This is a genomic window from Rheinheimera salexigens, from assembly GCF_001752395.1.
In the GTDB taxonomy this organism is placed as follows: Bacteria; Pseudomonadota; Gammaproteobacteria; order Enterobacterales; family Alteromonadaceae; genus Alishewanella; species Alishewanella salexigens.
Genome location: NZ_MKEK01000001.1, coordinates 2387861 through 2411468 on the forward strand (window position 1 = coordinate 2387861; position 23608 = coordinate 2411468).

At 41.8% G+C, this 23608-nt stretch carries 25 protein-coding genes and 1 tRNA gene; 14 read left to right on the forward strand and 12 right to left on the reverse strand.

Annotation, left to right across the window (positions count from 1 at the left end):
* Positions 1-64: 64 nt before the first annotated feature.
* Both BI198_RS10845 and BI198_RS10850 read left to right on the forward strand, forming a co-directional pair.
* The gene (locus BI198_RS10845; protein ID WP_070049577.1) at positions 65-826 is read left to right on the forward strand and encodes a pteridine reductase; all 762 of its coding nucleotides are present in this window, start codon (positions 65-67) and stop codon (positions 824-826) included.
* Positions 827-849: 23 nt separating this feature from the next.
* Complete coding sequence (locus BI198_RS10850; RefSeq protein WP_070049578.1) at positions 850-1044, forward strand: CPXCG motif-containing cysteine-rich protein; 195 nt, start codon at positions 850-852, stop codon at positions 1042-1044.
* Positions 1045-1133: 89 nt separating this feature from the next.
* Here BI198_RS10850 and BI198_RS10855 read toward each other — a convergent pair whose 3' ends face one another.
* A complete protein-coding gene (locus BI198_RS10855) occupies positions 1134-1757 on the reverse strand; it encodes a riboflavin synthase (RefSeq protein ID WP_070049579.1) in 624 nt (207 codons plus the stop codon).
* Positions 1758-1811: 54 nt separating this feature from the next.
* Between BI198_RS10855 and BI198_RS10860 the strand changes: the two genes are divergently transcribed.
* From BI198_RS10860 to BI198_RS10870, 3 genes are all read left to right on the forward strand, one after another.
* Positions 1812-3191, forward strand: a complete 1380-nt coding sequence (locus tag BI198_RS10860; protein ID WP_070049580.1) for an MATE family efflux transporter — start codon at positions 1812-1814, stop codon at positions 3189-3191.
* The gene (locus tag BI198_RS10865; protein WP_070049581.1) at positions 3157-4167 is read left to right on the forward strand and encodes a DUF3080 family protein; all 1011 of its coding nucleotides are present in this window, start codon (positions 3157-3159) and stop codon (positions 4165-4167) included. The genes BI198_RS10860 and BI198_RS10865 overlap by 35 nt, the downstream gene beginning before the upstream one ends.
* Positions 4168-4282: 115 nt before the next feature.
* Positions 4283-4359 (forward strand) — tRNA-Val (locus BI198_RS10870).
* Between the two features lie 305 nt (positions 4360-4664).
* Here BI198_RS10870 and BI198_RS10875 read toward each other — a convergent pair.
* On the reverse strand, positions 4665-4901 hold the full coding sequence (locus BI198_RS10875) for a helix-turn-helix domain-containing protein (protein WP_070049582.1): 237 nt from the start codon (positions 4899-4901) through the stop codon (positions 4665-4667).
* Positions 4902-5223: 322 nt separating this feature from the next.
* On the opposite strand from BI198_RS10875, the gene BI198_RS10885 reads away from it, so the two are divergent.
* Entirely contained in the window at positions 5224-6414 is a 1191-nt protein-coding gene (locus BI198_RS10885) for an Arm DNA-binding domain-containing protein (protein WP_070049584.1), read from the forward strand.
* 1124 nt (positions 6415-7538) lie between these two features.
* Here the strand turns inward: BI198_RS10885 and BI198_RS10890 are convergent.
* The 6 genes from BI198_RS10890 to BI198_RS16495 all read right to left on the reverse strand — a co-directional run bounded on the left by BI198_RS10890 (position 7539) and on the right by BI198_RS16495 (position 13645).
* A complete protein-coding gene (locus BI198_RS10890; RefSeq protein ID WP_070049585.1) occupies positions 7539-7955 on the reverse strand; it encodes a hypothetical protein in 417 nt (138 codons plus the stop codon).
* Positions 7956-8222: 267 nt separating this feature from the next.
* On the reverse strand, positions 8223-8483 hold the full coding sequence (locus BI198_RS10895; protein WP_070049586.1) for a hypothetical protein: 261 nt from the start codon (positions 8481-8483) through the stop codon (positions 8223-8225).
* Positions 8484-8758: 275 nt separating this feature from the next.
* Positions 8759-10831 carry an ATP-binding protein gene (locus BI198_RS10900; protein WP_070049587.1) on the reverse strand — a complete coding sequence of 691 codons (2073 nt, stop codon included), beginning with the start codon at positions 10829-10831 and terminating at the stop codon, positions 8759-8761.
* Positions 10828-12219, reverse strand: a complete 1392-nt coding sequence (locus tag BI198_RS10905) for an SIR2 family protein (protein ID WP_070049588.1) — start codon at positions 12217-12219, stop codon at positions 10828-10830. Before BI198_RS10905 ends, BI198_RS10900 begins: the two co-directional genes overlap by 4 nt.
* A gap of 275 nt (positions 12220-12494) precedes the next feature.
* Positions 12495-13088 (reverse strand): hypothetical protein, encoded by a 594-nt coding sequence (locus tag BI198_RS10910; protein WP_070049589.1) that lies wholly within the window; start codon positions 13086-13088, stop codon positions 12495-12497.
* Positions 13085-13645, reverse strand: coding sequence for a DUF6933 domain-containing protein (locus tag BI198_RS16495; RefSeq protein ID WP_132581488.1), 561 nt, complete (start codon positions 13643-13645; stop codon positions 13085-13087). The genes BI198_RS10910 and BI198_RS16495 overlap by 4 nt, the downstream gene beginning before the upstream one ends.
* Before the next feature lie 148 nt (positions 13646-13793).
* On the opposite strand from BI198_RS16495, the gene BI198_RS16355 reads away from it, so the two are divergent.
* From BI198_RS16355 to BI198_RS10930, 4 genes are read left to right on the forward strand one after another with little or no spacing between them, the layout of a single operon-like run.
* Positions 13794-13922, forward strand: coding sequence for a hypothetical protein (locus tag BI198_RS16355; RefSeq protein WP_268793903.1), 129 nt, complete (start codon positions 13794-13796; stop codon positions 13920-13922).
* 43 nt (positions 13923-13965) lie between these two features.
* On the forward strand, positions 13966-14175 hold the full coding sequence (locus BI198_RS10920; protein WP_070049591.1) for a hypothetical protein: 210 nt from the start codon (positions 13966-13968) through the stop codon (positions 14173-14175).
* A complete protein-coding gene (locus BI198_RS10925; protein ID WP_070049592.1) occupies positions 14172-16385 on the forward strand; it encodes an ankyrin repeat domain-containing protein in 2214 nt (737 codons plus the stop codon). Before BI198_RS10920 ends, BI198_RS10925 begins: the two co-directional genes overlap by 4 nt.
* 9 nt (positions 16386-16394) lie before the next feature.
* Positions 16395-17045, forward strand: coding sequence for a DUF6988 family protein (locus BI198_RS10930; protein ID WP_070049593.1), 651 nt, complete (start codon positions 16395-16397; stop codon positions 17043-17045).
* Between the two features lie 6 nt (positions 17046-17051).
* On the opposite strand, the gene BI198_RS10935 is transcribed toward BI198_RS10930, so the two are convergent.
* The 4 genes from BI198_RS10935 to cadR all read right to left on the reverse strand — a co-directional run bounded on the left by BI198_RS10935 (position 17052) and on the right by cadR (position 19792).
* Complete coding sequence (locus tag BI198_RS10935) at positions 17052-17801, reverse strand: hypothetical protein (protein WP_070049594.1); 750 nt, start codon at positions 17799-17801, stop codon at positions 17052-17054.
* 312 nt (positions 17802-18113) lie between these two features.
* On the reverse strand, positions 18114-18467 hold the full coding sequence (locus tag BI198_RS10940; RefSeq protein ID WP_449421103.1) for a YnfA family protein: 354 nt from the start codon (positions 18465-18467) through the stop codon (positions 18114-18116).
* Positions 18442-19350 (reverse strand): cation diffusion facilitator family transporter, encoded by a 909-nt coding sequence (locus BI198_RS10945; RefSeq protein WP_070049596.1) that lies wholly within the window; start codon positions 19348-19350, stop codon positions 18442-18444. Before BI198_RS10945 ends, BI198_RS10940 begins: the two co-directional genes overlap by 26 nt.
* Positions 19351-19381: 31 nt before the next feature.
* Positions 19382-19792: a Cd(II)/Pb(II)-responsive transcriptional regulator gene (gene cadR / locus BI198_RS10950; RefSeq protein ID WP_425289089.1), complete on the reverse strand. Its 411-nt coding sequence runs from the start codon at positions 19790-19792 to the stop codon at positions 19382-19384.
* Between the two features lie 76 nt (positions 19793-19868).
* Here cadR and BI198_RS10955 point away from each other — a divergent pair, with 76 nt between their 5' ends.
* The 4 genes from BI198_RS10955 (at position 19869) to BI198_RS10970 (ending at position 23605) form a co-directional block, all read left to right on the forward strand.
* Positions 19869-20774, forward strand: a complete 906-nt coding sequence (locus BI198_RS10955) for a cation transporter (protein WP_019677902.1) — start codon at positions 19869-19871, stop codon at positions 20772-20774.
* A gap of 53 nt (positions 20775-20827) precedes the next feature.
* On the forward strand, positions 20828-21193 hold the full coding sequence (locus tag BI198_RS10960; RefSeq protein ID WP_070049597.1) for a cobalt transporter: 366 nt from the start codon (positions 20828-20830) through the stop codon (positions 21191-21193).
* Positions 21194-21244: 51 nt separating this feature from the next.
* Positions 21245-22489, forward strand: coding sequence for a TolC family protein (locus tag BI198_RS10965; RefSeq protein WP_026349569.1), 1245 nt, complete (start codon positions 21245-21247; stop codon positions 22487-22489).
* Positions 22490-22567: 78 nt separating this feature from the next.
* On the forward strand, positions 22568-23605 hold the full coding sequence (locus BI198_RS10970) for an efflux RND transporter periplasmic adaptor subunit (RefSeq protein WP_019677905.1): 1038 nt from the start codon (positions 22568-22570) through the stop codon (positions 23603-23605).
* Positions 23606-23608 lie beyond the last annotated feature (3 nt).

A 23608-nucleotide genomic window follows, 5' to 3' on the forward strand; every position in this document is an offset into this window, starting at 1 on the left:
CTTACTAATTAGCGCACTCGTGCATTTGTTAAAGCAATATTCACTCTTTCTATGGATCAATTTTATGCAAAACAATCAGCAACCTGTTGCGCTAGTCACAGGCAGTGCCAAAAGACTCGGCCGCAAAATGGTTGAGACTCTGCATCATGCCGGCTATCGGGTTATTATTCACTGTAATCACTCGGTAAATGCGGCTAATGAGCTTGCAGATAATTTAAATCAACAACGTGCCAATAGCGCTAAAGTCGTCAGCGTAAACTTACTTGATCAAAAACAAATTACGGCATTAGCCGAACAAAGTTTGGTATGTTTTGGTCGTTTAGATGTATTAGTTAATAATGCTTCCAGCTTTTATCCCACCCCCATTGCCCAGGCTACACAAGAACATTGGCATGACTTATTTGGCAGTAATGTCAAAGCGCCCTACTTCTTATGCCAAGCGCTAGTGCCAGAGTTAACCAAACGCCAAGGCGTTATTGTTAACATGGTGGACATTCATGCCGAAAAACCGCTGCAAGATCACAGTATATATTGTATGGCAAAAGCGGCATTAAAAATGATGACAAAGTCGCTAGCGCGCGAACTTGCGCCTACAATTAGAGTTAACGGTATAGCACCAGGGGCAATTTTATGGCCCAGCGACAATGCGCTAGAATTAACTGAACACGATAAAGCTGCCATTTTACAACAAGTACCGCTAAATCGTTTAGGTGATCCAATGGATATTGCGCAAACACTGCTATTTTTAGTGCAAGCACCTTATATCACCGGGCAAATTATAGCCGTTGATGGTGGCCGTAGTTTAGGCGGTGCGAATAAAGCGTAACTAGCAACGATAGGAGAATACTGATGTTAAATCGCAGCATCGATTGCCCATTTTGTGGCTATCATATGCAGTTAACCATTGAAGTAACCGATATCGACCAAGATTATATTGAGGATTGCACTAACTGCTGCAATCCTATTCATGTAAAAGTGCATAAAGACGAGCAGCATCGTAGTATTCAAGTCTTTATCGATGCTGATGACGAGCAATACTATTAATACCTTACAACTATTAATACCTTATAATAGTATTGCTAAAAAATAGCTCGTTTCAAATGTAACCGCAAACTGCGAACAGGTTAACCGTGCTAAACCTGTAAATAACGCTGAGCCATAATGCGCTCAACCGTTTTTATAATGGTTTGGGTTTGCTGATCTAACTCGATATTAATGCTATCGCCTAATTGCATATCGCCCAGCGTGGTAATGGCTAAGGTTTCTGGAATTAAATGCAGATTAAAACCATCAGCGTGCACTTCTCCCACTGTTAAGCTACAGCCTTCTACAGCAATAAAACCTTTGCTTAAAATATACGGCATAAATTCAGCTGCAACCGCTAAGCGCATAAAGCAGTTATGACTGTCTTTAACTAACTCAACTAAGGTTGCCGTGGTTTGAATATGACCCGAAACAATATGGCCACCTATTTCACTACCAAATGTTAATGATCGCTCAAAGTTAACTTTTTGCTCTGGCTTAACTTGGCCTAAGTTAGTTTTAGCTAAGGTTTCAGCAATAACATCAAAACACACCCAACCGGCACCAGAGTCAAAATCGGTTGCCGTTAAACACACGCCATTAATAGCGATACTAGCCCCACGCGTTAGCTGGGCTAAAAATTTTGCATCCACACTCAGCGTAAGCCGACGAAACTGCTCTTGGTCGTTAATTTCTGTAACCAAAGCTTTAGTTTGAACTATTCCAGTAAACATATACCCTCAATTGTGCTACATTGCGCGCTATTATAAGCCTTAAGCAAAGTCACTATGTTACCGTTTTCTCGGTTTGAAGCCAGAACCATCTTAAAACTCTCCGGCCCTATTGTATTAGCCCAACTAACACAGACGTTAATGTATTTTGTCGATACCGTTATGGCGGGACGATACAGTGCTGTAGATATGGCAGCCATTGCCGTCGCATCGGGTTTGTGGCTGCCTGTTGTGTTAACCATGCAAGGATTAATCTTAGCGCTAACGCCGATAGTGGCGCAATATTATGGCAATAATCAGCACAAACCTGTTACTCATTTTACTGTTCAAGCCATGTATTTAGCCATGAGTCTAGCTGCGGTGTTATTTGTAGTCATGCTTTTCGTTTATATCCCCATTGATCTGTTGCAAATGGAAGCCGAGTTGCGACAAAAGTCATTAGACTACTTATATTATGTCAGCTTTGGTTTGTTTCCTGCTGCAGGCTATATGGTAATGCGCAGCTTTTTTGAAGGCGTGGGCAACACTAAAGCCAGCATGTGGATTAGCTTTGTGGGCATTTTAGTGAATATTCCTGCCAACTATATTTTTATTTACGGTAAGTTGGGCATGCCTGCCATGGGCGGAGCCGGTTGTGGTGTTGCAACCGCCTTGGTCTTTGTCGCTATGTTTAGCGCTATGATGATTTATGGTTGGTTTAATAAAGCTGCTCGCAAATATCGCCAGCACCCAGAAAGCTACCGTGTTAACCTAAAAGATTGTTGGCAAATTATTACTATTGGCACGCCCATCGCCTTTTCGCTTTTCTTTGAAGTCACCCTCTTTGCCTGTATCCCACTAGCCATAGTCCACTTAGGCCCTATCATGGTTGCCGGCCAACAAATTGCCCAAAACTACAGTGCTATCGTCTTTATGTTGCCGCTGAGCTTAGGTATGGCGACCACTATTCGGGTCGGCCACTTAGTAGGCCAGAGAAACCTTAATGAATTAAAAAAAGCCATTTCTACCGCTGTTATTTTAGCTATGACCATGTCATTCGTTATTGTTACTTGCACCTTTTTATTTCGCTATAAAATTGCCGGCCTTTACTCACCAAATCCAACCGTTATATCTCTGGCAGGCTCCCTGCTTATAATGGCCTGTTTTTATCAACTATCTGACGCTATTCAAGTCGTCTCGGCTTGTGCTTTACGGGGCTTAAAGCATACTAAACCAGTGTTTTTTATTACCTTAATCTCCTATTGGCCTATCGGTTTTGGTTTAGGCGCTATATTAGGGTTAACCGATTGGATAGTACCGGCAATGGGACCGCATGGTTTTTGGATAGGCATTATCGCGGGCTTAACCGTTGCTGCTGTATTAATGGCTTATACCTTAATTAAAACATTAAAAAGGTTAGAGAATGAAGGCATTGCTACTGCCACTGCTGCTAATTAGTGTAGTTGCCTGTAGCGATAACAGCGGTGAACAAGCTTTAAAAGATTACCAGCAGAGAATAGAGCGGGTATTAAATCTAGATGCTGAATCAACAGGGTTAAAGCCAGTACAACCGTTAATTGCTATACGTGATTTAAAGCAAACACCCACTGATATTCGCCTTGATTTATCCGATGCCTATGCCACCAGACAATGTGGCTTAGATCAATTAATCGGTGAGCGCAACAGCAGTTTAGGCCGACTTTACAGCCCTAGTAAGTTATTACATTACGAACTGCGCTTATTAAGCGCACTTGAAAACTGTTTAAGCCAGTCATGGCAAGACACTGCACTGCAACAAACCTTGCAGGACGCTTATAAAGCTAAACAAGCCGATATTAATGTATCAGTACAAAACATGTTACTTACCGACAGTGCTTTGCGCAAAGAGCTTATAGGCACAGCGAAAACGCTGCCATTACAAGCGGCTGGTTTTACTGAAACGTGGCAAGCTTTAACCACCCTAAACCAACTCACAGACTATATTGCAGACAAAAATTGGGCTGCGGCCAGTGACATTAATATTGAACAGCAATTACAGCAGTTATATCACTATAATTTTATTGGTCGATTACAATATAGCCTGCGCATAAGCGCGCATCAGTTACAGCAAATCAATAACCTTTTACAGCCTATATCTGCCGATTCTCTATGCGCCAATCAACGCGAAACTGAGCAACTCTCTATTTTAAGCAATGTATTTCAAAAATATTACATCGCTAAAATACAGCCCTATATTGGCCAGCTTAACGATTATCAACAGCAACTAATGCCGCTAATCAATAACTTATATAACGACAGCCCAATAACGCCAATGTTAGAGCAACGCTTTGTAGCCAGCCATCTACAGATGCGCCAGCAGCTAACACAGCACGTTACTTGGTGGCAGCAGCTCAACAACAGCTGTCCAATAAAACTACAAGCAACCGAAAATTAAAGCCTTAATGCTTAAAAATACACCAAACAAGCCAAAGTTAAACAAAAACACTTGCCATAAACGCAGCAGCACCCTAACATAGCCGCGGTTGCCAGCTTACGCTGCAACACAGAGTGCGTCCTTAGCTCAGCTGGTTAGAGCACTACCTTGACATGGTAGGGGTCGGTGGTTCGAGTCCACTAGGACGCACCAATAAATTCAAACAAAAAGCCGCTTATTAAAGCGGCTTTTTTGCTTTTAACGTACTGTATATTATTGATTATTTATCTTGGTTAATTAAAACTTCAAACAAGAAGCTAGCTTGAGCAACAGTTAAAAGTTTCTTGTATTATGCAGAAAACATGTTTTGTGACCAATATGTGACCACAATAAAATTATAGACGCGCCACATTTAAAATGTTTATGACCACTACCTAAGTTTGTCACAACTTTAATTTTTTATAAAAAATGGCCGCTTAGCGGCCACATATGAAGAAAATTTTTAGATCGTACTATAATTACTTAATCTCATTATCAGGCACATGCACCATCACATCTTCTACTTTGCAATTAAAATATATACACAAAGCATCTATGGCTTGAGTGGTTGTAGAATGTTTCATATGTGGATTTTGCATTTTTGAAAGTGACGTTCTATTAACACCTGTTTTCTCTGATACTTCGTTAAGCGTAATTTTACGATTCTCTTCTTTCTCTTTTTTTGAGATTAATTCTTTTATCCTAAACAGGATCATTAATAGGCTCCCCCTTAAAATACAAATGTTCTTTGACAGAACCAAGTAAACCTGTAATAATGTTCTTGCTGGGAACATTTGGAGGTATATGTTATGTCAAAAACACTACTCACCACTAAAGATTTATCAACAAAAATACAGTTTAGCTCAGGTTACATTAACAGAGTACTTCGCGATACTGTATTTTTAGAAGGCATACACTATATCAGACCTTTTGGAGGCCGTAAGATTTTCTATATTTGGGAAGCAATTGAAAAGGAGTTGTTTTCTCACACTGTTAGGCCACGACAATTAATTCCTATGGCTGCAGGGAGACTGTGTCATGGCTAATATATCGGTTCGAACTGGAAAACTGGTGCTTGATTTTCGCTATCAAGGTATTCGTTGTAGAGAGCAAACCGCGCTTACTGACACTAAGAGTAACCGTGCTAAATTAGCGAAATTATTAATAGATATAGATGCGGCTATTCGATTAGGAAGCTTTATCTATTCTGACTACTTTCCTGGTAGTTCAAGGGCAAGCTCATTTACTTTAATTGATAAAACAATTAAAGCTAAGATGGAAACTGCCGCCTCTCATTCACAGCAAAATACTCAGTTGTATAGCGAGTGCCCTCTTTTTAGCACTTTTTCTGTTGAGTGGCTGGCAGAAAATGAAGGTGTTTGGAAAACTAGCTATGCCGAAAATGTTAAGAGTATTTATGATAATTATTTATTAGATTACTTCGGCTCTCAAAGGCTTGATGAAATTAGTCGAACAGACATAATCAAGTTCCGAGCAACTTTAACAAAACCCCAAAGTTCGGGTAAACGAATTTCGAATGATTGGATAAACCATATTATGACTCAGTTACATCGAGTTATGGTAGAAGCAGCGAAACGGTTTGAGTTTACTAACCCCTATCAAGATATCAAACCATTAAAAATTGATAAACCCCTTATTAATCCATTAACACTACAAGAAGTTCGCATATTTCTAGCAGGAGTAAGAGCTGACTTTCGTAACTATTATAATGTCAGGTTTTTTACTGGACTTAGAACAGGCGAAATTGATGGCCTAAAATGGAAATATGTCGACTTTGATCGTAGGCAAATTATCGTTCATGAAACGATAGTAAATGGCAGGTTGGAAACGCCTAAAAATAGCGGCTCATATCGTGCTGTTCATATGTCTTCAGTTGTTTATAACGCGCTGCAGGCACAAAAGCTAATTACCCGCGACAATGAATATGTATTTTGTAATGGCAATGGTAATACGCTAGATCATCGTAATATTACAAAGCGAGTCTGGCGACCAACACTAGAGCTATTAGGCTTGCAACCCAGGCGCGCATACGAAACTCGGCATACAGCAGCAACTCTTTGGCTTGCAGCAGGTGAAAACCCTGAATGGATTGCTAAACAATTAGGCCACAGCTCAACTAAGATGCTATTTGAACGTTATAGTCGTTACGTTCCAAACATTACACGGCAAGATGGAAGCGCGTTTGAAGCTTTATTAGATAATCTATAAATTAGTTAAGTTGATGTTTATTGGTAATAAAACCAATATAATATTTTTCTTTAGGTAGTTAATAACAATAATAAAAAACCTTTAATAAACTCATCTGTCGTAATCATCGCTGTGTGAAGTTTATTGCCTGTATGCTCTCACTACTTCTGTTGGACTGCTTCGAGCAAATTATAGTCTTTCACACCCTGTCTATTACACTTAATAGTGTTTCAGGGTATGCGCTTACTGGTTACGAATATTGAGCGAAAATCATTCGATGATCACCGCTTTTCTTTCGAACCAGTAATTGCTCCACTGCTCGCTAACGAATACTCAGGGCATGCACATCTACTGCTAGCTATATTTCTTTTGAAGAGCGTGGAATGCATACCAGTCTTTAATGACTAGGAGTTAGTGATCACTACTTTAGCTAAACCTTACTTGTTTTCGACATACACTATCAGGAACATATGTTAACTAGTAAGTGATCACCCACCAAAACCACTTGACAAATTTTACTATTCTAAAAAAGTACACTTGCCTTGATTTAATTTTAGGAACACACTATCTTGTGATTGATTAATGCGGAAAGCACTACATTTAGTGTTTTAAGATAAACTTATGGCTGAGGTTCAGTCAGCCATAAGTTTTAGTATCAACCATCGGCGGCTGTTACCCTTTTGACAGGATCTAAATTGTAGCAGCCTTACATTAACTTTCAAAATGGAAGGTGATTAGCATGGCTAAGACCCAACAAGGTAAAAAGAAAGTTCATGTCCCAGCGCATACCAGAAGTGATGGTAGCAAGGTTCGTGAGCATTACCGATCAACACCTAACTGATCAAAACCCAAAGCCTCTTCATTAGGGGCTTTATTTTGCTACTACAATTTAGGAGCCTATCATGCCCAAATATATTTTTAATAAAAATGCTCAAACTACTGGTGAGCATGAAGTTCACAATGAGAACACATGTAAGTACTTACCAAATATAGAGAATAGAGTTGACTTGGGTTATCACGATACTTGTCAATCAGCTGTAAAAGAAGCTAAGCGTCAGTACCCTAACAATACATTCGATGGATGTTATTACTGCTGTCTAAGCTGTCATACAAGATAACGCTAAACGGACATGGATGTCCTGATTTTAGAGCCCCTCAAACAATTGGTTTATTACTTCTGATACTGTTTTAAGTATTGATATGCTGTGTGGGTGGAGCGTAGTAGCCCCATGGGCAAGATTATTACGTAATTTGTTGGCCGTACTAGTAACCCCAGTTACTAAATCTAATTTAGCTAACGCCTCTTTTATATCAGTTTCATTAGGCTCAATACATGTCATTTCTGGCTGCTCCTGAAAATCATGCACATGAGCTGCTTTAAAATTTTTCATGTCCCAAGCATGCTGCTTCTCTTTTGCAAGCAAACTTGGGAACCTCTCATCTTCAATCCACTTATTTTTGGCATCTAGCTTTAATAGTTCACCAAATGTTGGAGTCTTGCTACGAGGATTCTCTATTAGAAACTTACTTCTCAATGCCATTTCTAGTGTAATGTGCGCCATCAGTTCTGATACCTGATGGAATCTATAAACAAACCATGTATACAATTATAAAATTTTGCGGTTTCAAACGATTGCCGCACTTCAATTGGGACACCATCGTGTAGATTAATTTTGCGAAGGATTCCATGGCGATCACTTAAACTACCTGTGAAGAACTTCTGCCTTGGATCTGGCAATGTAATCTGTTCGAAGGGCTTGAGTGGGTCATCAACTTTGTGAGTTTTATTCATGTCTAGGGATCTACAACACGTTCAAATAGAATATTGTTTAGTTAAGACCGTATTTTTTAAGTAGTGATTTAAAAGTACGCTTGTCACTTTCTATCGGTAATACGCTAGCCTTACCTTCTCGACTTTTTTGTGAGTAAATTGGTTCATCTGCTTTCAAGGTGAGCTCTACAGGTAAATTTCGCTTCAACCGTTGGACCCAACCTCGCTCGAAATCATTAAACGCTTGCGTACCTATTTTATATGGGTTGGAATATTTAATTGATAAAAAGCCTTCTTCATACTCTTTGCTGTTAGACATAAGTATTCCTTTGTTTTGTGTTATGCAAAGCTTTTTATTTTTTCATTTGCACTTTAACACTTATTAAAGTGTTTTTTCGAACCCATTATAGATACAAACTCAGCATCTGAACTGCTAATCTACGCAATCAGATACAAATATGAATAAACACTGCATAGATCATTATATATGCAATATCTGATAGCTAATGCGTACAGCTTTGAGCGTGCGTGAAGCGGCCGTTGGCACTCCACTCAGCGGAATATTGCGTGAGAAATTCCTAGCGCAGTGGCTGGTTAGCTTTGCTGCCACTCCCTAACAACTTCATCCCAATCAGCATTTCGTTCAACTACCAAACCATCTTCATCTTTTCTTATCCAAACATCCCAAAAATCAGGATCGTCAGAGTGTGGTTGTTGCTCTTTCGTCAAATTCTTCATTTTAACAAGGACTGGAAGCTCAGATGCCCAGCCCATTAGAATCGCATGTTGAGATGGCAAGGACGGCAACTCACGGAGTAGTCCACGTAAATTATCTGGAACCATTTTATGCACTTGCTCTTGATCTCTATCATTACTAATCCTATGTAGCAGAAAAGTATTGCATTGAGATAAAACCGTAGGTGACAACTCCGAAGGTCGCTGCGAAGAAATCACCATACCAAGGCCAAACTTTCTTCCCTCACGAGCTATTTTCTCAAATACTTGACAACAAACTGCTGCAACATCCTGATTTTCAGAATCATCACGATAGCGCTTAATAAATGTATGTGCCTCCTCAGCTACAAGTACCGTAGGTAAGGATTTATTATATAGTCGCCTATAGCGTTGCAATGACTCAAATATAATTCTAGAAATGACAGCAGTAACAAGATGGGTGATTTCTGTTGGCACTAAAGATAGGTCAATAATCGAAACACAGCTGTCACTCTCACCAGCTCCATTTTTACCTATATAATTTTCTAACCACTTAGCTAAATCCACTCTCTGCTCAGCATCATTAGTAATTGGCTTCATTCTTGTATCAGAGAGCATGGTGCGTATTCTAGCAACTAAATACTCTACATACTGCTCACTACCGTTTTCTTGAGCTAAAGCTTCTAAATATGCTACTAAATTTTCTCCCTCAAAAGGTACCGGTATATCCTCACTCTTAGGAAGAAGCTCACCTTCATTGCCCCCAAAGCTAAGAAATGAACTTACTATTCCATTAATAAGGGTATCTATTTCGGCCACTGTCGCATTGTAATTAGGATATCTCCCGCTTCTATCATTACAATAACTTTGAATATCAATAATTAGTTGGTCTAAATTTGGGTGCTGAACAGCTAAACTTGCTTGGTAATCTTCAAGACTTTGCCGCCAAACATCTATTTTAGCTAAAAGGTTTTTTGCACCCGGAAAATCATTAAGTGATGTAGAGCCTTTAGACTTATCAGCTCTCAAAGATACAAGTATAGTACCAAGATATTTTTTAACCTCTAAATCCAAATTCGTATGTAATTCAAACTCTTCATTTCTCATGGCCCTCAACGAACGCTTTAGTAATGGCAGCTGCGCCTTAGGGCTTGCTTGCGTGAATGATGCCCATTCTGCACTGTTCCAAAACCAAGAAGGTACTTGCAGTTGATTTTCGCCTTGGCCAGCTTCCACTTTAAATACTCGGCCTTTAAATTTTGTTGAAGGACCTAAAGCTCGGGTATATTCACCATTTGGATCGAGCACAATAAATCTTGCATTTGGTCTAGTTTCTGACTCCATTGCAGCTTCCAAGGACCATTGAATAAGCCCTGCAACTGAACAGGATTTGCCACTACCAGTATTGCCAAGCACAGCAATATGCCTACCAAATAATCGATCTGGATCTACTGCGATGTTAGCATTATTTGCAAGCGGACTTTGCCCGATGATAACTCTTCGATTATTACCAGACTCAACAATAGATTTAAGCTGAAAATCCGTCGGCAGCAAGATAGCAGAACCAATTGAAGGAAATGATTCAGAGCCTCGTTGAAACTTAAAATAATCAACACCTTTTTTTGAAACTCGCTTGAGAGTTCCAACAGGATTTATACTGATTTTTTTCTGTGGAAAAGGTAGATTAACTAAACCAAAATCCTGGATATCCCTTTGCTTAGGATAAGGCGAACGCTCAACGGCAAGCCACTCAATTTGCCCAACCAAATAACCATTATCACAAGATACTAATACATAACTATTTACTCTTGGGAAGTTTCTTGGCGTTCCTGCATTTAAGGCAACAGAATCTGGTGAATCGATATCAAGAACTGCTCTAATTTCGTTTGGTGAAACAAAATCGACAGTACCAACTCTTAATTGCTCACCTTGCTCAATGGGTAGTGAGCTCATTCTTCACCACCAATTTTGCTTTGAATTGCTGCTGGATATAAACCTCTTGATTTCAGAAGCTCAGCCATACGAATTGAAGTGCGATCTATTGCTGCTTTAGGAAGGTAGTAGTCCACTAGTGTTTTTAGGTCTCCGAAATGATCTCCCAGTAATAAAGATATCTGAGCCTGACGTCCGCTATCTTTTACAAAGTTCATGATTCTTCCAAGTGGATCGCCATAGGCAATAATTACGATATGCGTTGAGGGTATTGTTAGCATATCCGTAAGAACTCGATTTATATGCTCATCACCAAAACTGTAGCCATAGGTTATCAGGGTGCTATTTGGACGGCACGTTGCTGATGCTAAATCTCTAAACAACTCTACATAGGGGTATTCTGAAGTTTCACGATCCTTGACTGAATTTGGATAAATCATCAACTGTTGGTAGTTAGCTTTACCTGCACCTTCGACTTGTAAAAATGGTTCGACAGAAGCCGCTCCAAAAGGGAGCCCAAAACGTCTTATAGTTCCTTCGTTTGCATACCAGTCTAATGAACCATGAAGTTTAGTGAAACGAGCGACACCTTCTAAATATCTTGGCTCACCACGTATACCAGGTGGGTTGTAATGATAATCAACCTCTAAACGTGATGACCTGAAGATTGGCGCAATACTACCGACAAATCGATCAACTAATCTAAGTCCTGCTAATTCGGCACCCGTTTCAATTATCCGATCATAATTAGTTGTGAAAATATGTAATCTATCACGTGTTGCAGTTCTGCTTGAAAAACTCATCAAGAAACTAACTAAATAATTAAATGTTTTAATTTTTTTTTCAGGTATTGCATCACGGATTGATTTTTCACCGTTGCTAACTGAGTCAGAAAACGACTTCAAACACCTTGATAACTCTTCTTTTATTGCTACCAATTCATTATTAAAATTTCGATATGGGGGGCTACCAGGAGGTGGTAGTGGCAAAGGTAAATTGGGCGCAGTTAATATTTCTAACCCCTTAATCAACTCATTGATTGAGCGAATTTGATCTTCAATATTTCCGGCTTGTCTTCCTGACGCTTTGGCTGATGCATTAACATAACTATCAATCTCAGCTTTACATACTTTAAGATCAGTAATCCACCCCATACCCTTTGGAGGTTGTTCTGTTGCCGACTGTTGAACCGCAGTGCTAAGACCTGCTCCGAGAAGTAAATTAAGGTGTTCTGATTGAAAGAGAGCGGTTAACCAAGGTTCTATTCTTGAGCGTAAAAAGTCTGGGGTAATTTCATCTTCAGCTTTTGACCAAACACAGTCACCCATAACTTTAAAAGCACCATTGTCACCATGTGGATCCAACTGCACTGGAGATTGGTCATCGCCTAACTTTAGATATTGAGACAATTTATATACATCCTTATTAAATGGTGACACACCTAAATAGGAGCTGAGGCTTATTCGGCGGGTCGACACGCACTTTAACGCGAGTCAATATGTCGGCTGCTATAAGGGCATTTCTTAAATCTGCACTTTAATACTCATTAAAGTGCAGAATTTGCACTGACTTAGAGCCAAAGTTCTTCTCGCGTATCTAACTTAGTTAATTTTGTGCAGGCTGTCACTATATTAGTTAAAGTTTACATGATTGCAACTTTAGGTAGTGCTGTGTATTAATCTTACTAAGATTGCAGGGTGTCCCAATGACTGCGTAATTGCGCTGGTGAATAAGAACCATATCCGTTTTCTCTGAGCCACTTCAAACTAACGCTCTTTGTCTTGATATCTTCAGCAGCTACGAGATAAAACTCCCACTTTGAAATATCCATTGCATTCCATGCTTTGTAGTTCTTTTCAGTGTGAAAACAGAAACAGTAATAATCGGACTTCAATGAGCCAAATTCTTGTTTGCTGTTATCAATCGTATCTCTTGCTACTAATCCACCAAACCTAATTTTATTGTCAGGTTGGATGATGACTTTTGATAAGTCTTTTAGGCTCCCATCGGGATTAAGTGCCTTCCAGGACTGCCAATATGCGCTGGCTTTAACTTCGATTCGAACACCGCTACTTGTTTCCAAATCACTATTTGCCCATAAATAGCGTCTGGGACTTTTTATACCTAAAATTTTTGCTACCAACCACTCAGCAAAAATACCTTTATTAACGTCGTCGCATAAATCTGAATAAGCCCATGACAGAAAATCTAGTAGTTTTCCGTCAAGCTTCAGGTCGGAGTTTAGCAACTCATCATCAATGCTATTTATTATGCTCATTCAACCGCCTGTATGCTTGGAAGGCCTCTTAGTAAATTGTCCTTTTCTCTGATTGGCCAAATAGCACCCTTTACACCTTTGATTGTGCATGGACGGTCAGATAGCATTACTGATGTTGAATATGGCAGTAAATCACTGATCTTCTGGCCTCTGTAATCGAGTGTTATCTCTACATCACTGACCATTAACCTCATTGTTCCTTGTACTGAGCGACTGCACTCTGTATCCAGACTCACTTCCGAATCGTGTAAATATAGCGCGGCCTTTTCCACAAGCTCACTCGACAATCCAGCTTTCATCAGACTGTTTATGAAAACGTCTTGAAACAGAATGGGTAAGCGGTTCAGATCACTTTTGATCACACAGGGTATAAACACCGCGTACCGGGTAGCATCGTTTATAAACACCAAGTTTTGTTTACGCTGAATGGTAACTATATTGGCATGCCAATTAAGCAAAGGATTCGCCTGGGTCGAGGCACTCGTTTCGCCCGCCTCAAAACGTGAAATGCTCAGTTGTTCAAAAAGCTTTTTGGTGCAATGTAAATTCACTAACACTACCGCCTATTTGCATTAACTTCTTTTAATATAAAATTCAATGACTTGTGAAATTTAAAAAAATCCCGCCAACTACACTGCCGTAATCTAGTAAGCAAGATTGTATTTTTGGTTATGCCCAATTCAGGGCTTAACTGAGGAAAAAGCAATGAGTAAACAAGGTTCATCTCGCCCAGTATCAAACCAACCTGGCAATGGCGGCAATTGGCCAAGCACTACCGGCAATCCATCTGGTAAAGGTCGTGGCATTGCAGTTCCAGTACCGGCAAAGCGTTAGTGCATATCAGCGGGGGAACTTTCCCCCGCTTCAGGGTTAGACTATGAAAAAATTTACCTCAAATAAAGACTTTAATGTGTATATTAAGCAACTTTGCAAAGCGGGCTGTACTTTTATCCACGGAAAGAAGCATTCAAAGCTTTTAGCCCCTTCAGGTAAAAGAGTTGTAGTACCAAGCTCACCAAGTGACAAGAGAGCCTTGGATAACTTTAAACGCGATATTAGACGTTACTGCGCCACGGAGGCTGTATGACAAAGGGATTCATTCTACCAACACCCGTTGAAATCATTCGAGAAACAGCTGGCTGTTTTGGCATTCGAAATACTAAATCAACAAAGTCCTTGGATGATAAAGTTAGAGAAGCAGTTCTTCACCCCGTTCAAATCAGTGAACTAATAAATAGCGTATTTTATGAAGGCTTAGCCCAAAGCGATCTGAATGGTTTTGCTGAATTTACTAAACACACGATAAATTCAGTTATCAGTACATACTGTCAAAAAATGGCGGGTTGTGGATTTTTCATTGGCTCTAGCCGTGAAAGAGCGCTTGTTACTATCAACCGGTATTTTTTCGCTATACAGCTAGAGCCCTTACTAACAAAAGTGTTCTACCCGTTTAGACGTTATCATGCGCCTTCGGCTCTGGATTTATTGAGTTCCCATTCAGCCTTTGACCAGGTTTGGCAGTGGTGCAGTGATACGTTTTTGGACTGGAAAAAATTTGAAGAGGCAACCAAAGAAGACAAAGATAAAATCAGAAATTGGCGCACAGGAAAGCATCTTCCTGATAACCAAAGTCTGAGAGCGATAATCCCTCTAGGCAGTCAATCTTATGCATTACCACTATTGTTGACAGCCCGATTCATTGACGCACTTAAGAAAAAAAGTTGGGGCAAACGACTTATTAAAGGCGCCATCGACATACACGTTTCTGGCAGCTTCGATTTGCAAGCAAAGATGAATAGACAGCCAAATCGTTATTTCTCGGCATTTGTTAGTTTTCGAAAAGTGCTATCAGCTTTAGAGAAAATTCTGGTCAAACGGCAGAAAACATTAGATGACTTTGAATCTGCCGCCAAACAACTACAAGTCTGTAAAAACATCCCTACATCCCTAATTCCAAAGGGTGGCGAGGGATTGCTCAAGTGGTTTGAAGCAAGATTTTTAGTTCTGTCAGGTCACTTAGAACCTGCAAAAGAGCTCTATGAAAAAGCATTTGATGCTTTGCTATGCTGCGGCGGGGCGTACATTGAGCAAGTAGTAAATGAGAGCTTGTTGGTTACAAGTGCCGCAGAGAATCCCGATAACGTATTTCTTAAAAAGCTTAAAGCAGCTCAGGTGCTGTTCGGCTATGACATTACCTCAGCTGAGGTCGAATCCGGGCAAAAACAATTACGCTTTAAAGACACTGTGGAAAAGTGGGAAGTTGATATGTGGCGAAAAGGGTTTGCTCAGATGTTCTTACCTCGCACTTTGTTTCCAGGCGTCTCTTATTCATTCACAGCAAACTATGGTCCATTGATGCTAGACCTTAATAGCGAGCTTAAGCCTGATTTAAGGTATCCAGACAAGAAAATCAACGTTGGCAGTACATGGCAGCGAAGAATGCCTCAAATTAATTATTTCATCATGATGGATGATTTATCTTCAGTTAACCAACTTCTTCAGCAAGGTACTGACGTAAATGTCTGCTCCAAGGTTGGCGATACACCATTACTGCTGTCACTCCATAAACTCGATTTACTCGAAGTACCCTATATGTCTCTTGATAGGCGCTATTACGACGCGATAATCAAAAATCCGATGACTCCAGGCACAGTAAATCAAAAAACGGAAAAGCAAAAGCACCTCGCACTAATACAAGCTGTCAGAACGGGCAAGTTCGAAATAGTAAGTAAGATTTTAGAGTTAGGTGCGGATGTTAGTAGGCGTGGTTTAGCGGATAACCAAACTGCACTAAATGAGATTGTTAAACTGGTCGGCATTAAAAAAAATCCGAATAGATTCCGGGAAATCATGTTGCAACACCCGATAACGCCAGAACTCATAGACGTGGGTAGGAGGTTGTCAGCTGGAGATTTTGGCTTTAGCCTCTCGGAGTTACAGGCACAATTATCTGAACATAGAAAAACGCAGTTCTACAAAGAAATATCAGAATTGATGGCCGATTTGATGATTGAGCGAGTATGCAAGCATACCAACATCGAAGAACTTAGAGACATTGCAAGACTACTAATAAGACAAGGCTCAGATGTCAATGCAGAGCACAACAGCCCGGCCAAAGGTTATACCCCGTTAATGTTAGCCGCAGAGTTAGATGAGGGAGAACTATATTCGCTAATGCTTGAGCATGGTGGTAAACCACATAAAACCTTTATTGACCCTAACACTAAAACAGCTAACAATTCATGGCAGATTGCCGCCTTCTGGCGCTCCCGCTCAATTTTGGCTTTGAGGCACTAAGGAACAGTTTTGTACGAAAAAGAACTAGAAGCACTGCTGCCGCGCTGCTTTGAAATGTATGATTATATGGCCGAGCATGTTGAGCAGTTACAACATCTTGGAGCGATGCCGGACCTTAAATGGCAAATGGCCTTTCAGTCTGGCATTTTATCATTTGAACATGGTCTCTCTTCTCTTAAGTTAATTGCTGACGGCTTTACATCATCGGGCTTTGCATTGATGCGCCCTCAATACGAAAGCCTGATACGTGGATTTTGGCTCATGTACGCTAATACTGAGGCTTGGTTTAATAAACTTGCAACTGCAGGTAAAGTTGGTCCAGACCAAATCAAGAAGCTAGAAACGCCACTAATAGCAGATATGCTTAAAGCGCTTGATAATTCAGAAGCACCAAAGCATATCCTCGGTCAGTTGAATGACTTTAGAGGCATTAACAATTCTGCGTTTAATAGCTTTACACACAGTGGTCTTGCAGCTCTTGTCAGCAATGGCGTAGGTTATGAACCCAAGGTTATCTATGATTCTCTTCGAAACTGCAACGCCGTTGCTGCTATAAATATGCAAATGCTGTCAATTCTTGCAGGATATGAGGAAGCCATGGAGCCTATCAGAGAGATGCATCATCACTTCGTCGATTGCTTGCCAATTATTCATGGATAGCAGTAGTTACCGGTCATGATTATTCGCCAGATGTTGCTCTATTAACTCACCCAGCTTATCTAAAATCGGTGACATCTCATTAAGGAAATCAGCTTCATTTACTGAGAAGGCTACTACAGGACGCTTGTATAGATAAAAAGAAATCTTTACGAGAGTAAGTATTCCTGACGATCTTGCGATTTTGCTAATTAAACCGTCAAGTAGACGAACACTTTCGATAAGACTTTTATCCTCATCTTCAGTCAACGTTTTCTCTAAAAACTGCTTAAAAGATGTTGCACCTTGCATTTCATCTAGATTGCTGAATGTATTAGCATAATTCTGTTTAATCTGAAGGTAGGTCTGCTCCTTTTCCCAGCCTTTCAATTGAAAAGCGAGAAGTGGTTCTTCTTTTCGAAATTCTCTAAGCGTTGAATTAAACTCAGCTAGAAATGCATCATCAAAGCTTGGTCGCATACCGCATACTGTATCATTGAACATTTTATAAGCAATTGGCCTTAGTTTTCCCAATGCTTCATCTATAATTGGTTCATCATCAACTTGGCGATACTTTGCAAAAATTTTCTCCAAAGCACTATCGAAGCCTTTTGATAATTTATCGGCAGTCAAACTAGTACACATCAACGTATGTCTGATTTCTAACAGGTAAGACAAAATTAACCTGCGGCAAGCTAATGATTCAGTTCTCACCTTTGCCCAATAACCTAAACTCGCGGGCAGTACCGCTAGCAAAACGGCTAGAATTTCTTGCTGCAAAATAATTCCTTAATAACTGTGAACGAGCGAAATACTGATGATTCTTTGAGCTCATATTTTTGAAATGAATTAGAGCATTTTGCACTTTAATAGTGATTAAAGTGCAGCTTTTTAACTGAAATAGTAACAAAGCGTACACCTTGTAAAAAAATAGGTAAATCAGGCACTGCTGTAACCATTTTTGTGGGCGACTAACATTTGATACACAATGTATTCTGAAAAATTCTTAATCAAGAACAGAAAAACCATTGCTATAAATGATAAAAGTACCTAAGTCTTTCTTTTCGTAATACCGTGCTCAAAACAAATTGTTTATCTCGGCGCAAACATGATCACTGCCATGCCTGCGAGCATTAGCACCACGCCAGTCAGATCCCAGCGGTGTGGTTGAATGCCATCTACTCCCCACAACCAGACTATTGCTATTGTTACGTATACTCCGCCATAAGCCGCGTAAACACGTCCAGCAGCCGTTGGGTGAAGCGTTAACAACCAGGCAAATAATGCCAGACTGATTGCAGCAGGTAACAGCACCCAGGCTGAAGCTCCTTTTTTCAGCCACAAGTAAGGCAAATAGCAACCGACAATTTCTGCTATTGCAGTAATGATAAATAAACCTAACGTTGTAATGACGGTCACTTCACTGTACCTTATCCGGGAATTCATCCCGACAATGTTCTTGTGTTAACTCCAGTTCTATCGTGGTATGTGCTAAATCAAACTGCTCCAATGCGTTAGCAATACGCAGCTTAATATCGGCATAATGGTTTGCAGTAAATGCCTTGCTGGCATTGGTTACCACATGTGCGGTGAGTACATGATGTTCACCATCAAGCGACCAGAGATGCAGGTGATGAATGCTGTCTAACTCATCAATTTTCAGCAAAGTATCTTGGATTTCATTTTGCAATTTGCTATCTGGCGCGGCTTGCAGAAATAAACGCGCAGTTGTGCTGAGGTTTCGTAAAACATTAACCAAAATAAATAAGGTGAAACCAATAGAAAGCAAAGGGTCAAGGATAGGCCAATCCACAAATTGCAGCACAATAGCCACAATCAAAACTGCAACCCACCCAAGAACGTCTTCAAGCAAATGCCAATTCAGCACTTTTTCATTCAGTGTATTTCCTTTGCTCAAGCGGTAAGCGGCAAAGCCATTGACTGCAACACCCAGCACAGCTAAAGCCAGCATTCCCTCTGTCACTGGCATTACCGGGTTAGCCAGCCTCGGTATTGCCTCAGTCAGTACCCAAACCGATCCGGCAATCAATACCAAGCCGTTAATTAAGGCGCCAAACAATGACAATCTGCGGTAGCCGTAAGTAAATTGTCGGTTTGCAGACTTTCGGCCAAGCCGGTTCAACAGCCATGCACTGCCAATAGATAAGCTATCACCCAGGTCATGCACTGCATCTGCCATAATTGCTGTGCTGTTGGTTAACCAACCGCCGATAAACTCAATTAGGGTAAAACCCACATTAAGAAAAAAAGCCATAGCGATCCGGTTGTCGCTGTCGTCTTTGATATGTGAATGGTTGTGCTGGTGCATTAAGACTCACCTATTTATTGCTGATAACAACTTAGTTGGTTTGACTAACGGCTTCATTCAATTGTTTTAAAATACCACAGTGCTCTACCGTGCGCTTCGAGTTGCAGCTAAGACGTAAAGCCTTTAGTTGTTTATTAAGCTGCGTTAAATCCGCTATGCGACGTTCTACCTGCTCGATATGCTGTTCAATCATCTGATTAACATCATCACACTGCGACATTGGCGAGTCATTCAAACTCAGTAACTGACGAATTTCTGCCAAACTCAGATCTAAACTCCGGCAGTGTTTAATAAATAGCAACCGCTCGATATCAGCGTGATCGTAGAGGCGGAAATTACCATCGCTACGTAATTTCGCCGCAAGAAGCTGCTCCTTTTCATAGTGACGGATGGTTTGCACAGAACAGCCAGAGATTTTTGCCAGCTCTCCAATCTTGATCATCTCGATACTGCCTATTGACTCTATAGTAACTACAGAGTTTAAACTAGGTTTCATATCAACCCAAGGTTTATCGGTTATGAATGCAAAATGCTGTTCCAATGATAAGTGTAGCGAAACGGGCAACAGTGAAAATAGCGCCGTTGATGCACCTGATAAGCATGCAAAATATGCCTACCTTAGTGAATTTAGGGTGCCTAAAATGGACTGCCCTGCCGAAGAGCGTTTGATCCGTATGGCGCTGGAAACAGTTGAGCCCGGTGTTCTGTTACAGTTTGATATCCGACAAAGGCAGGTTCGCGTTTTTCACACGGTGAATGCCAATGAAATTACAACAAAAATGCACAGCTTAGGGCTGGGCGCATCGCTGACAAAGACCGGGCCGGTGAAACCCGAAGAGGTAACGCAGGCCAGACAATCCACAGCATCAGGTTCGCTGCGTGAGGAGTTAATTTTAAAATGGTTGCTGGGCATTAACGCGGTGATGTTTGCAGTAGAGTTTGTGACCGGTTGGCTGGCTCAATCAACCGGGTTAATAGCCGACTCTCTGGATATGTTTGCCGATGCAGCGGTATACGGAGTTGCGCTATACGCAGTCGGGCGTAGTAGCAAGGTTCAATTAAACGCCGCACAGCTTGCCGGCTGGCTGCAATTAATTTTAGCTTTTGGGGTGATCAGTGAGGTGATACGGCGCTACCTGTTTGGTAACGAGCCAGTGTCGACGTTGATGTTAATTATGGGCGCTATTGCTTTGGTTGCTAATGTGATCTGTCTTTCGTTAATTCATCAACAAAAAGAAAGCGGCGCGCATATGAAAGCCAGTTGGATTTTCTCTGCAAATGACGTTATCGCAAATGCTGGGGTGATTTTGGCCGGATTATTAGTCACCTGGACCGGGTCACGCTATCCGGATCTGGTAATAGGGTTCATCATTGGATTAGTTGTACTCAATGGTGCGCGCAGGATTTTACAGCTAAAAGCGTAGCTTGTTGTTAAGTCGCAATAGCGCTACCATAGCGCTAACTTACTGAGGGATTTATGTTAGGTCGTACATCAGGCTTATTATTACTGTTGCTGATTATGCTGGATCATGCCGTGATGGCCTGTGATGCGTTAGTTATGCATTTGCCTGATCATGCCCATGCCTACACTGACCTGCAACATGAACACTGCCACTCAGATACCCTTTTCGACGTAAGCAGTGAGCAAGTCACTGCACATAACGTTGCACATAACTCTGAGCATGATGCCGACGAACACAGTAATCATGCTCATGTGACCTGCTATATCGCTTTTTTTCAGGGCATGGAACTGCTTAACTTCCGTGACAGTGTTATAGCCGCTACCCAACCAGGGTTAAACCTCATTAGCTATCGCCCACCGGTGCCGCCGCCAAATATCTGATCCTGCTTGTTTATCTTTTTTTATTAACGATTAACTTTCAGGAGCATACCCATGCGTATGAGACTAATGCTGCCAGCAATACTGGCGGCGGTATTTTGCGCGCTTCCGCTACGTGCAGAGCCGCAAGCACTGACATTACAACAGGCAATAGATAAAACACTGCAACACAACCCGCAGCTGCATCAGTTTAAATTTACCCAACAGCGACTGCTGGCAGAGCGTGATGTGCAAAGCCTTAAACCCGGTTATCAACTCGGTGTAGAGCTTGAGAACGTTGCGGGCACCGGAGAGGCCAGAGGGCTGGCCGGTGCTGAGCTGACAGTCGCCTTATCTTCCGTGATAGAGCTGGATAACAAAGCTCAGTGGCGCGCTGCGGTAGTAGACGCCAGGCTCAATACTCTTGATTGGCAGCAACAAGCGCAAACCCTCGATGTGCTGGCCGAACTTACCCGCAACTACATTAATCTGCTAGCCAGCCAGCAGGAATTGACACTGACAGAAGAGGCAGTAGAGCTCTCAGAAGCCCTGCTGCAAAGCGCTGAAAAACGTGCCGCCAGCGGTGCCTTGTCAGATGCTGAAATCATGAGGGCAAAGGCGCAACTGGCTCAGGTTCAGATCGGGCGGGACGCCCTGTTGCAGCGCATTGAGCGGCAAAAGATAGCCATAGCACGTTTTTGGGGTGATACCAGCGCCAACTTTAACGTTGTGGCAGGTAATTTGTTTGCTTTTGGTCAAAGCCGCCCTTTTGCCGAGCTGTATCAGCGGCTGCAACAATCGCCGGCGTTAACCATTTTTGCCTCTGAACGTCGGTTAAAAGACGCTGAAGTGCGACTGGCGCAAAGCCAAAACCGCGCAGATCTGAGTTGGCAAGTAGGGGTAAGACGCTATCAGGCCAGTGACGATACAGGCCTTACCTTTGGTATCTCAGTGCCATTATTTGCTGAACGTCGCAATAGTGCAGCCATCGAAGCTGCGCTGGCAGAGCGAAACAATGTCGAGTATCGGCAGCAGGATAGCTTACTGATCCTGCATGAACGCTTGTTTGATGCCTACTCGCAACGACAGCAATTTATTACCAGTCACCAACAGTTGGCGCAGTACGTGATCCCCAACCTGGAACAAGCGCTGGATCTTACGCGTGATGCATACCAGCGCGGGCGCTCAAATTATCAAGATTGGCTTAATGCCCAGCAAGAATTGTTGCAGGCAAAAAGACAAATACTGGAAACCGCCACTGCGGTGCTATTGAGCCAGGCGACGATTGAACAGCTTACCGCCGAGCCGGTAACGCAGTAACTGACAAGATTATTGCCCCGGTGCCGCACTTCATTAACTGTGCGACGTGGCAAACAGAATATACAGGAAGATAGCATTATGAAGTCACATGTAACACTGGCAATGTTTATTGCAGCCTGGCTGATGCCGATGCAAGTAATGGCCGCCAATGAGCAAGAACATGCGCATGTCCATGCCAAAGAGCAAGCGGTAAAACCGCAATCTGACGCTAAGAAAAATGAAGAGCACGAAAAACACGGCGAGAACGAAGAACATGAAGAACACAATGAGCATGAAGGGCACGACGAAAACGACGAGCATGAACACAATGAAACCCTGAGCAGCCGCATTAGTGATGATATGGCTACGGCGGTAAATATTGTCACAGACCGTGCTGACAGCCAGCGATTACGCCAACATCAGGTTGTTTATGGCAAGCTTAGCGCTGATCCAAACCGCATCAGCCATGTTAATGCCCGTTTTCCCGGTATTCTTACCTCGGTGAAATTCTCGCTGGGTGACAGCGTAAAAGCAGGCGATGTACTGGCCGTTGTTGAGTCAAATGAGAGCTTAAATACCTATGCCATTAAAGCACCAATTGACGGCGTTATTATTCAGCGCAGCGCCAATGTTGGTGAGGTCGCACAGCAGCAGACGCTATTCAGCATTGCTGATTTTGGCAGCCTGTGGGCAGATTTTCGCCTGTACCCGTCACAACAAGTTGCTGTCGCGACAGGACAAAACGTGGTCATTCTGGCCGCTGACACTGAGATTAACGGCGTAATTGCACATATCATCCCGTCATTAACCCAGCCCTATCAACTGGCCAGAGTTAAGCTGGATAACCGTGACGGTAAACTGTCGTCCGGGCAATTAATCGAGGGTGCTGTAATAAGCGGTGAATTCAACGTTGAGCTTGCCGTTAAAAAATCGGCCATTCAAATACTGGACAATCAAAGCGGTGTCTTCGTGAAAAACAATACCGAATATGTCTTTACCCCATTGCAGCTTGGCCGTAGCGACATGGATTATGTCGAAGTGATTGCCGGTTTAAAGCCCGGCCAGTGGTATGTCACGACAAATAGCTATCTGTTAAAAGCGGATATTGAGAAATCTGAAGCCGAGCACGCGCATTAAGGG

Excerpts from the sequence above, each read along its gene's own strand:
- BI198_RS10845 (WP_070049577.1), top strand. The coding sequence starts at position 65 with ATGCAAAACAATCAGCAACCTGTTGCGCTAGTCACAGGCAGTGCCAAA.
- BI198_RS10850 (WP_070049578.1), top strand. The coding sequence starts at position 850 with ATGTTAAATCGCAGCATCGATTGCCCATTTTGTGGCTATCATATGCAG.
- BI198_RS10855 (WP_070049579.1), bottom strand. The coding sequence starts at position 1,757 with ATGTTTACTGGAATAGTTCAAACTAAAGCTTTGGTTACAGAAATTAAC.
- BI198_RS10860 (WP_070049580.1), top strand. The coding sequence starts at position 1,812 with ATGTTACCGTTTTCTCGGTTTGAAGCCAGAACCATCTTAAAACTCTCC.
- BI198_RS10865 (WP_070049581.1), top strand. The coding sequence starts at position 3,157 with ATGAAGGCATTGCTACTGCCACTGCTGCTAATTAGTGTAGTTGCCTGT.
- BI198_RS10875 (WP_070049582.1), bottom strand. The coding sequence starts at position 4,901 with ATGATCCTGTTTAGGATAAAAGAATTAATCTCAAAAAAAGAGAAAGAA.
- BI198_RS10885 (WP_070049584.1), top strand. The coding sequence starts at position 5,224 with ATGGCTAATATATCGGTTCGAACTGGAAAACTGGTGCTTGATTTTCGC.
- BI198_RS10890 (WP_070049585.1), bottom strand. The coding sequence starts at position 7,955 with ATGGCGCACATTACACTAGAAATGGCATTGAGAAGTAAGTTTCTAATA.
- BI198_RS10895 (WP_070049586.1), bottom strand. The coding sequence starts at position 8,483 with ATGTCTAACAGCAAAGAGTATGAAGAAGGCTTTTTATCAATTAAATAT.
- BI198_RS10900 (WP_070049587.1), bottom strand. The coding sequence starts at position 10,831 with ATGAGCTCACTACCCATTGAGCAAGGTGAGCAATTAAGAGTTGGTACT.
- BI198_RS10910 (WP_070049589.1), bottom strand. The coding sequence starts at position 13,088 with ATGAGCATAATAAATAGCATTGATGATGAGTTGCTAAACTCCGACCTG.
- BI198_RS16355 (WP_268793903.1), top strand. The coding sequence starts at position 13,794 with ATGAGTAAACAAGGTTCATCTCGCCCAGTATCAAACCAACCTGGCAAT.
- BI198_RS10920 (WP_070049591.1), top strand. The coding sequence starts at position 13,966 with ATGAAAAAATTTACCTCAAATAAAGACTTTAATGTGTATATTAAGCAA.
- BI198_RS10925 (WP_070049592.1), top strand. The coding sequence starts at position 14,172 with ATGACAAAGGGATTCATTCTACCAACACCCGTTGAAATCATTCGAGAA.
- BI198_RS10940 (WP_449421103.1), bottom strand. The coding sequence starts at position 18,467 with ATGAATTCCCGGATAAGGTACAGTGAAGTGACCGTCATTACAACGTTA.
- BI198_RS10945 (WP_070049596.1), bottom strand. The coding sequence starts at position 19,350 with ATGCACCAGCACAACCATTCACATATCAAAGACGACAGCGACAACCGG.
- cadR (WP_425289089.1), bottom strand. The coding sequence starts at position 19,792 with ATGATCAAGATTGGAGAGCTGGCAAAAATCTCTGGCTGTTCTGTGCAA.
- BI198_RS10955 (WP_019677902.1), top strand. The coding sequence starts at position 19,869 with ATGAATGCAAAATGCTGTTCCAATGATAAGTGTAGCGAAACGGGCAAC.
- BI198_RS10960 (WP_070049597.1), top strand. The coding sequence starts at position 20,828 with ATGTTAGGTCGTACATCAGGCTTATTATTACTGTTGCTGATTATGCTG.
- BI198_RS10965 (WP_026349569.1), top strand. The coding sequence starts at position 21,245 with ATGCGTATGAGACTAATGCTGCCAGCAATACTGGCGGCGGTATTTTGC.
- BI198_RS10970 (WP_019677905.1), top strand. The coding sequence starts at position 22,568 with ATGAAGTCACATGTAACACTGGCAATGTTTATTGCAGCCTGGCTGATG.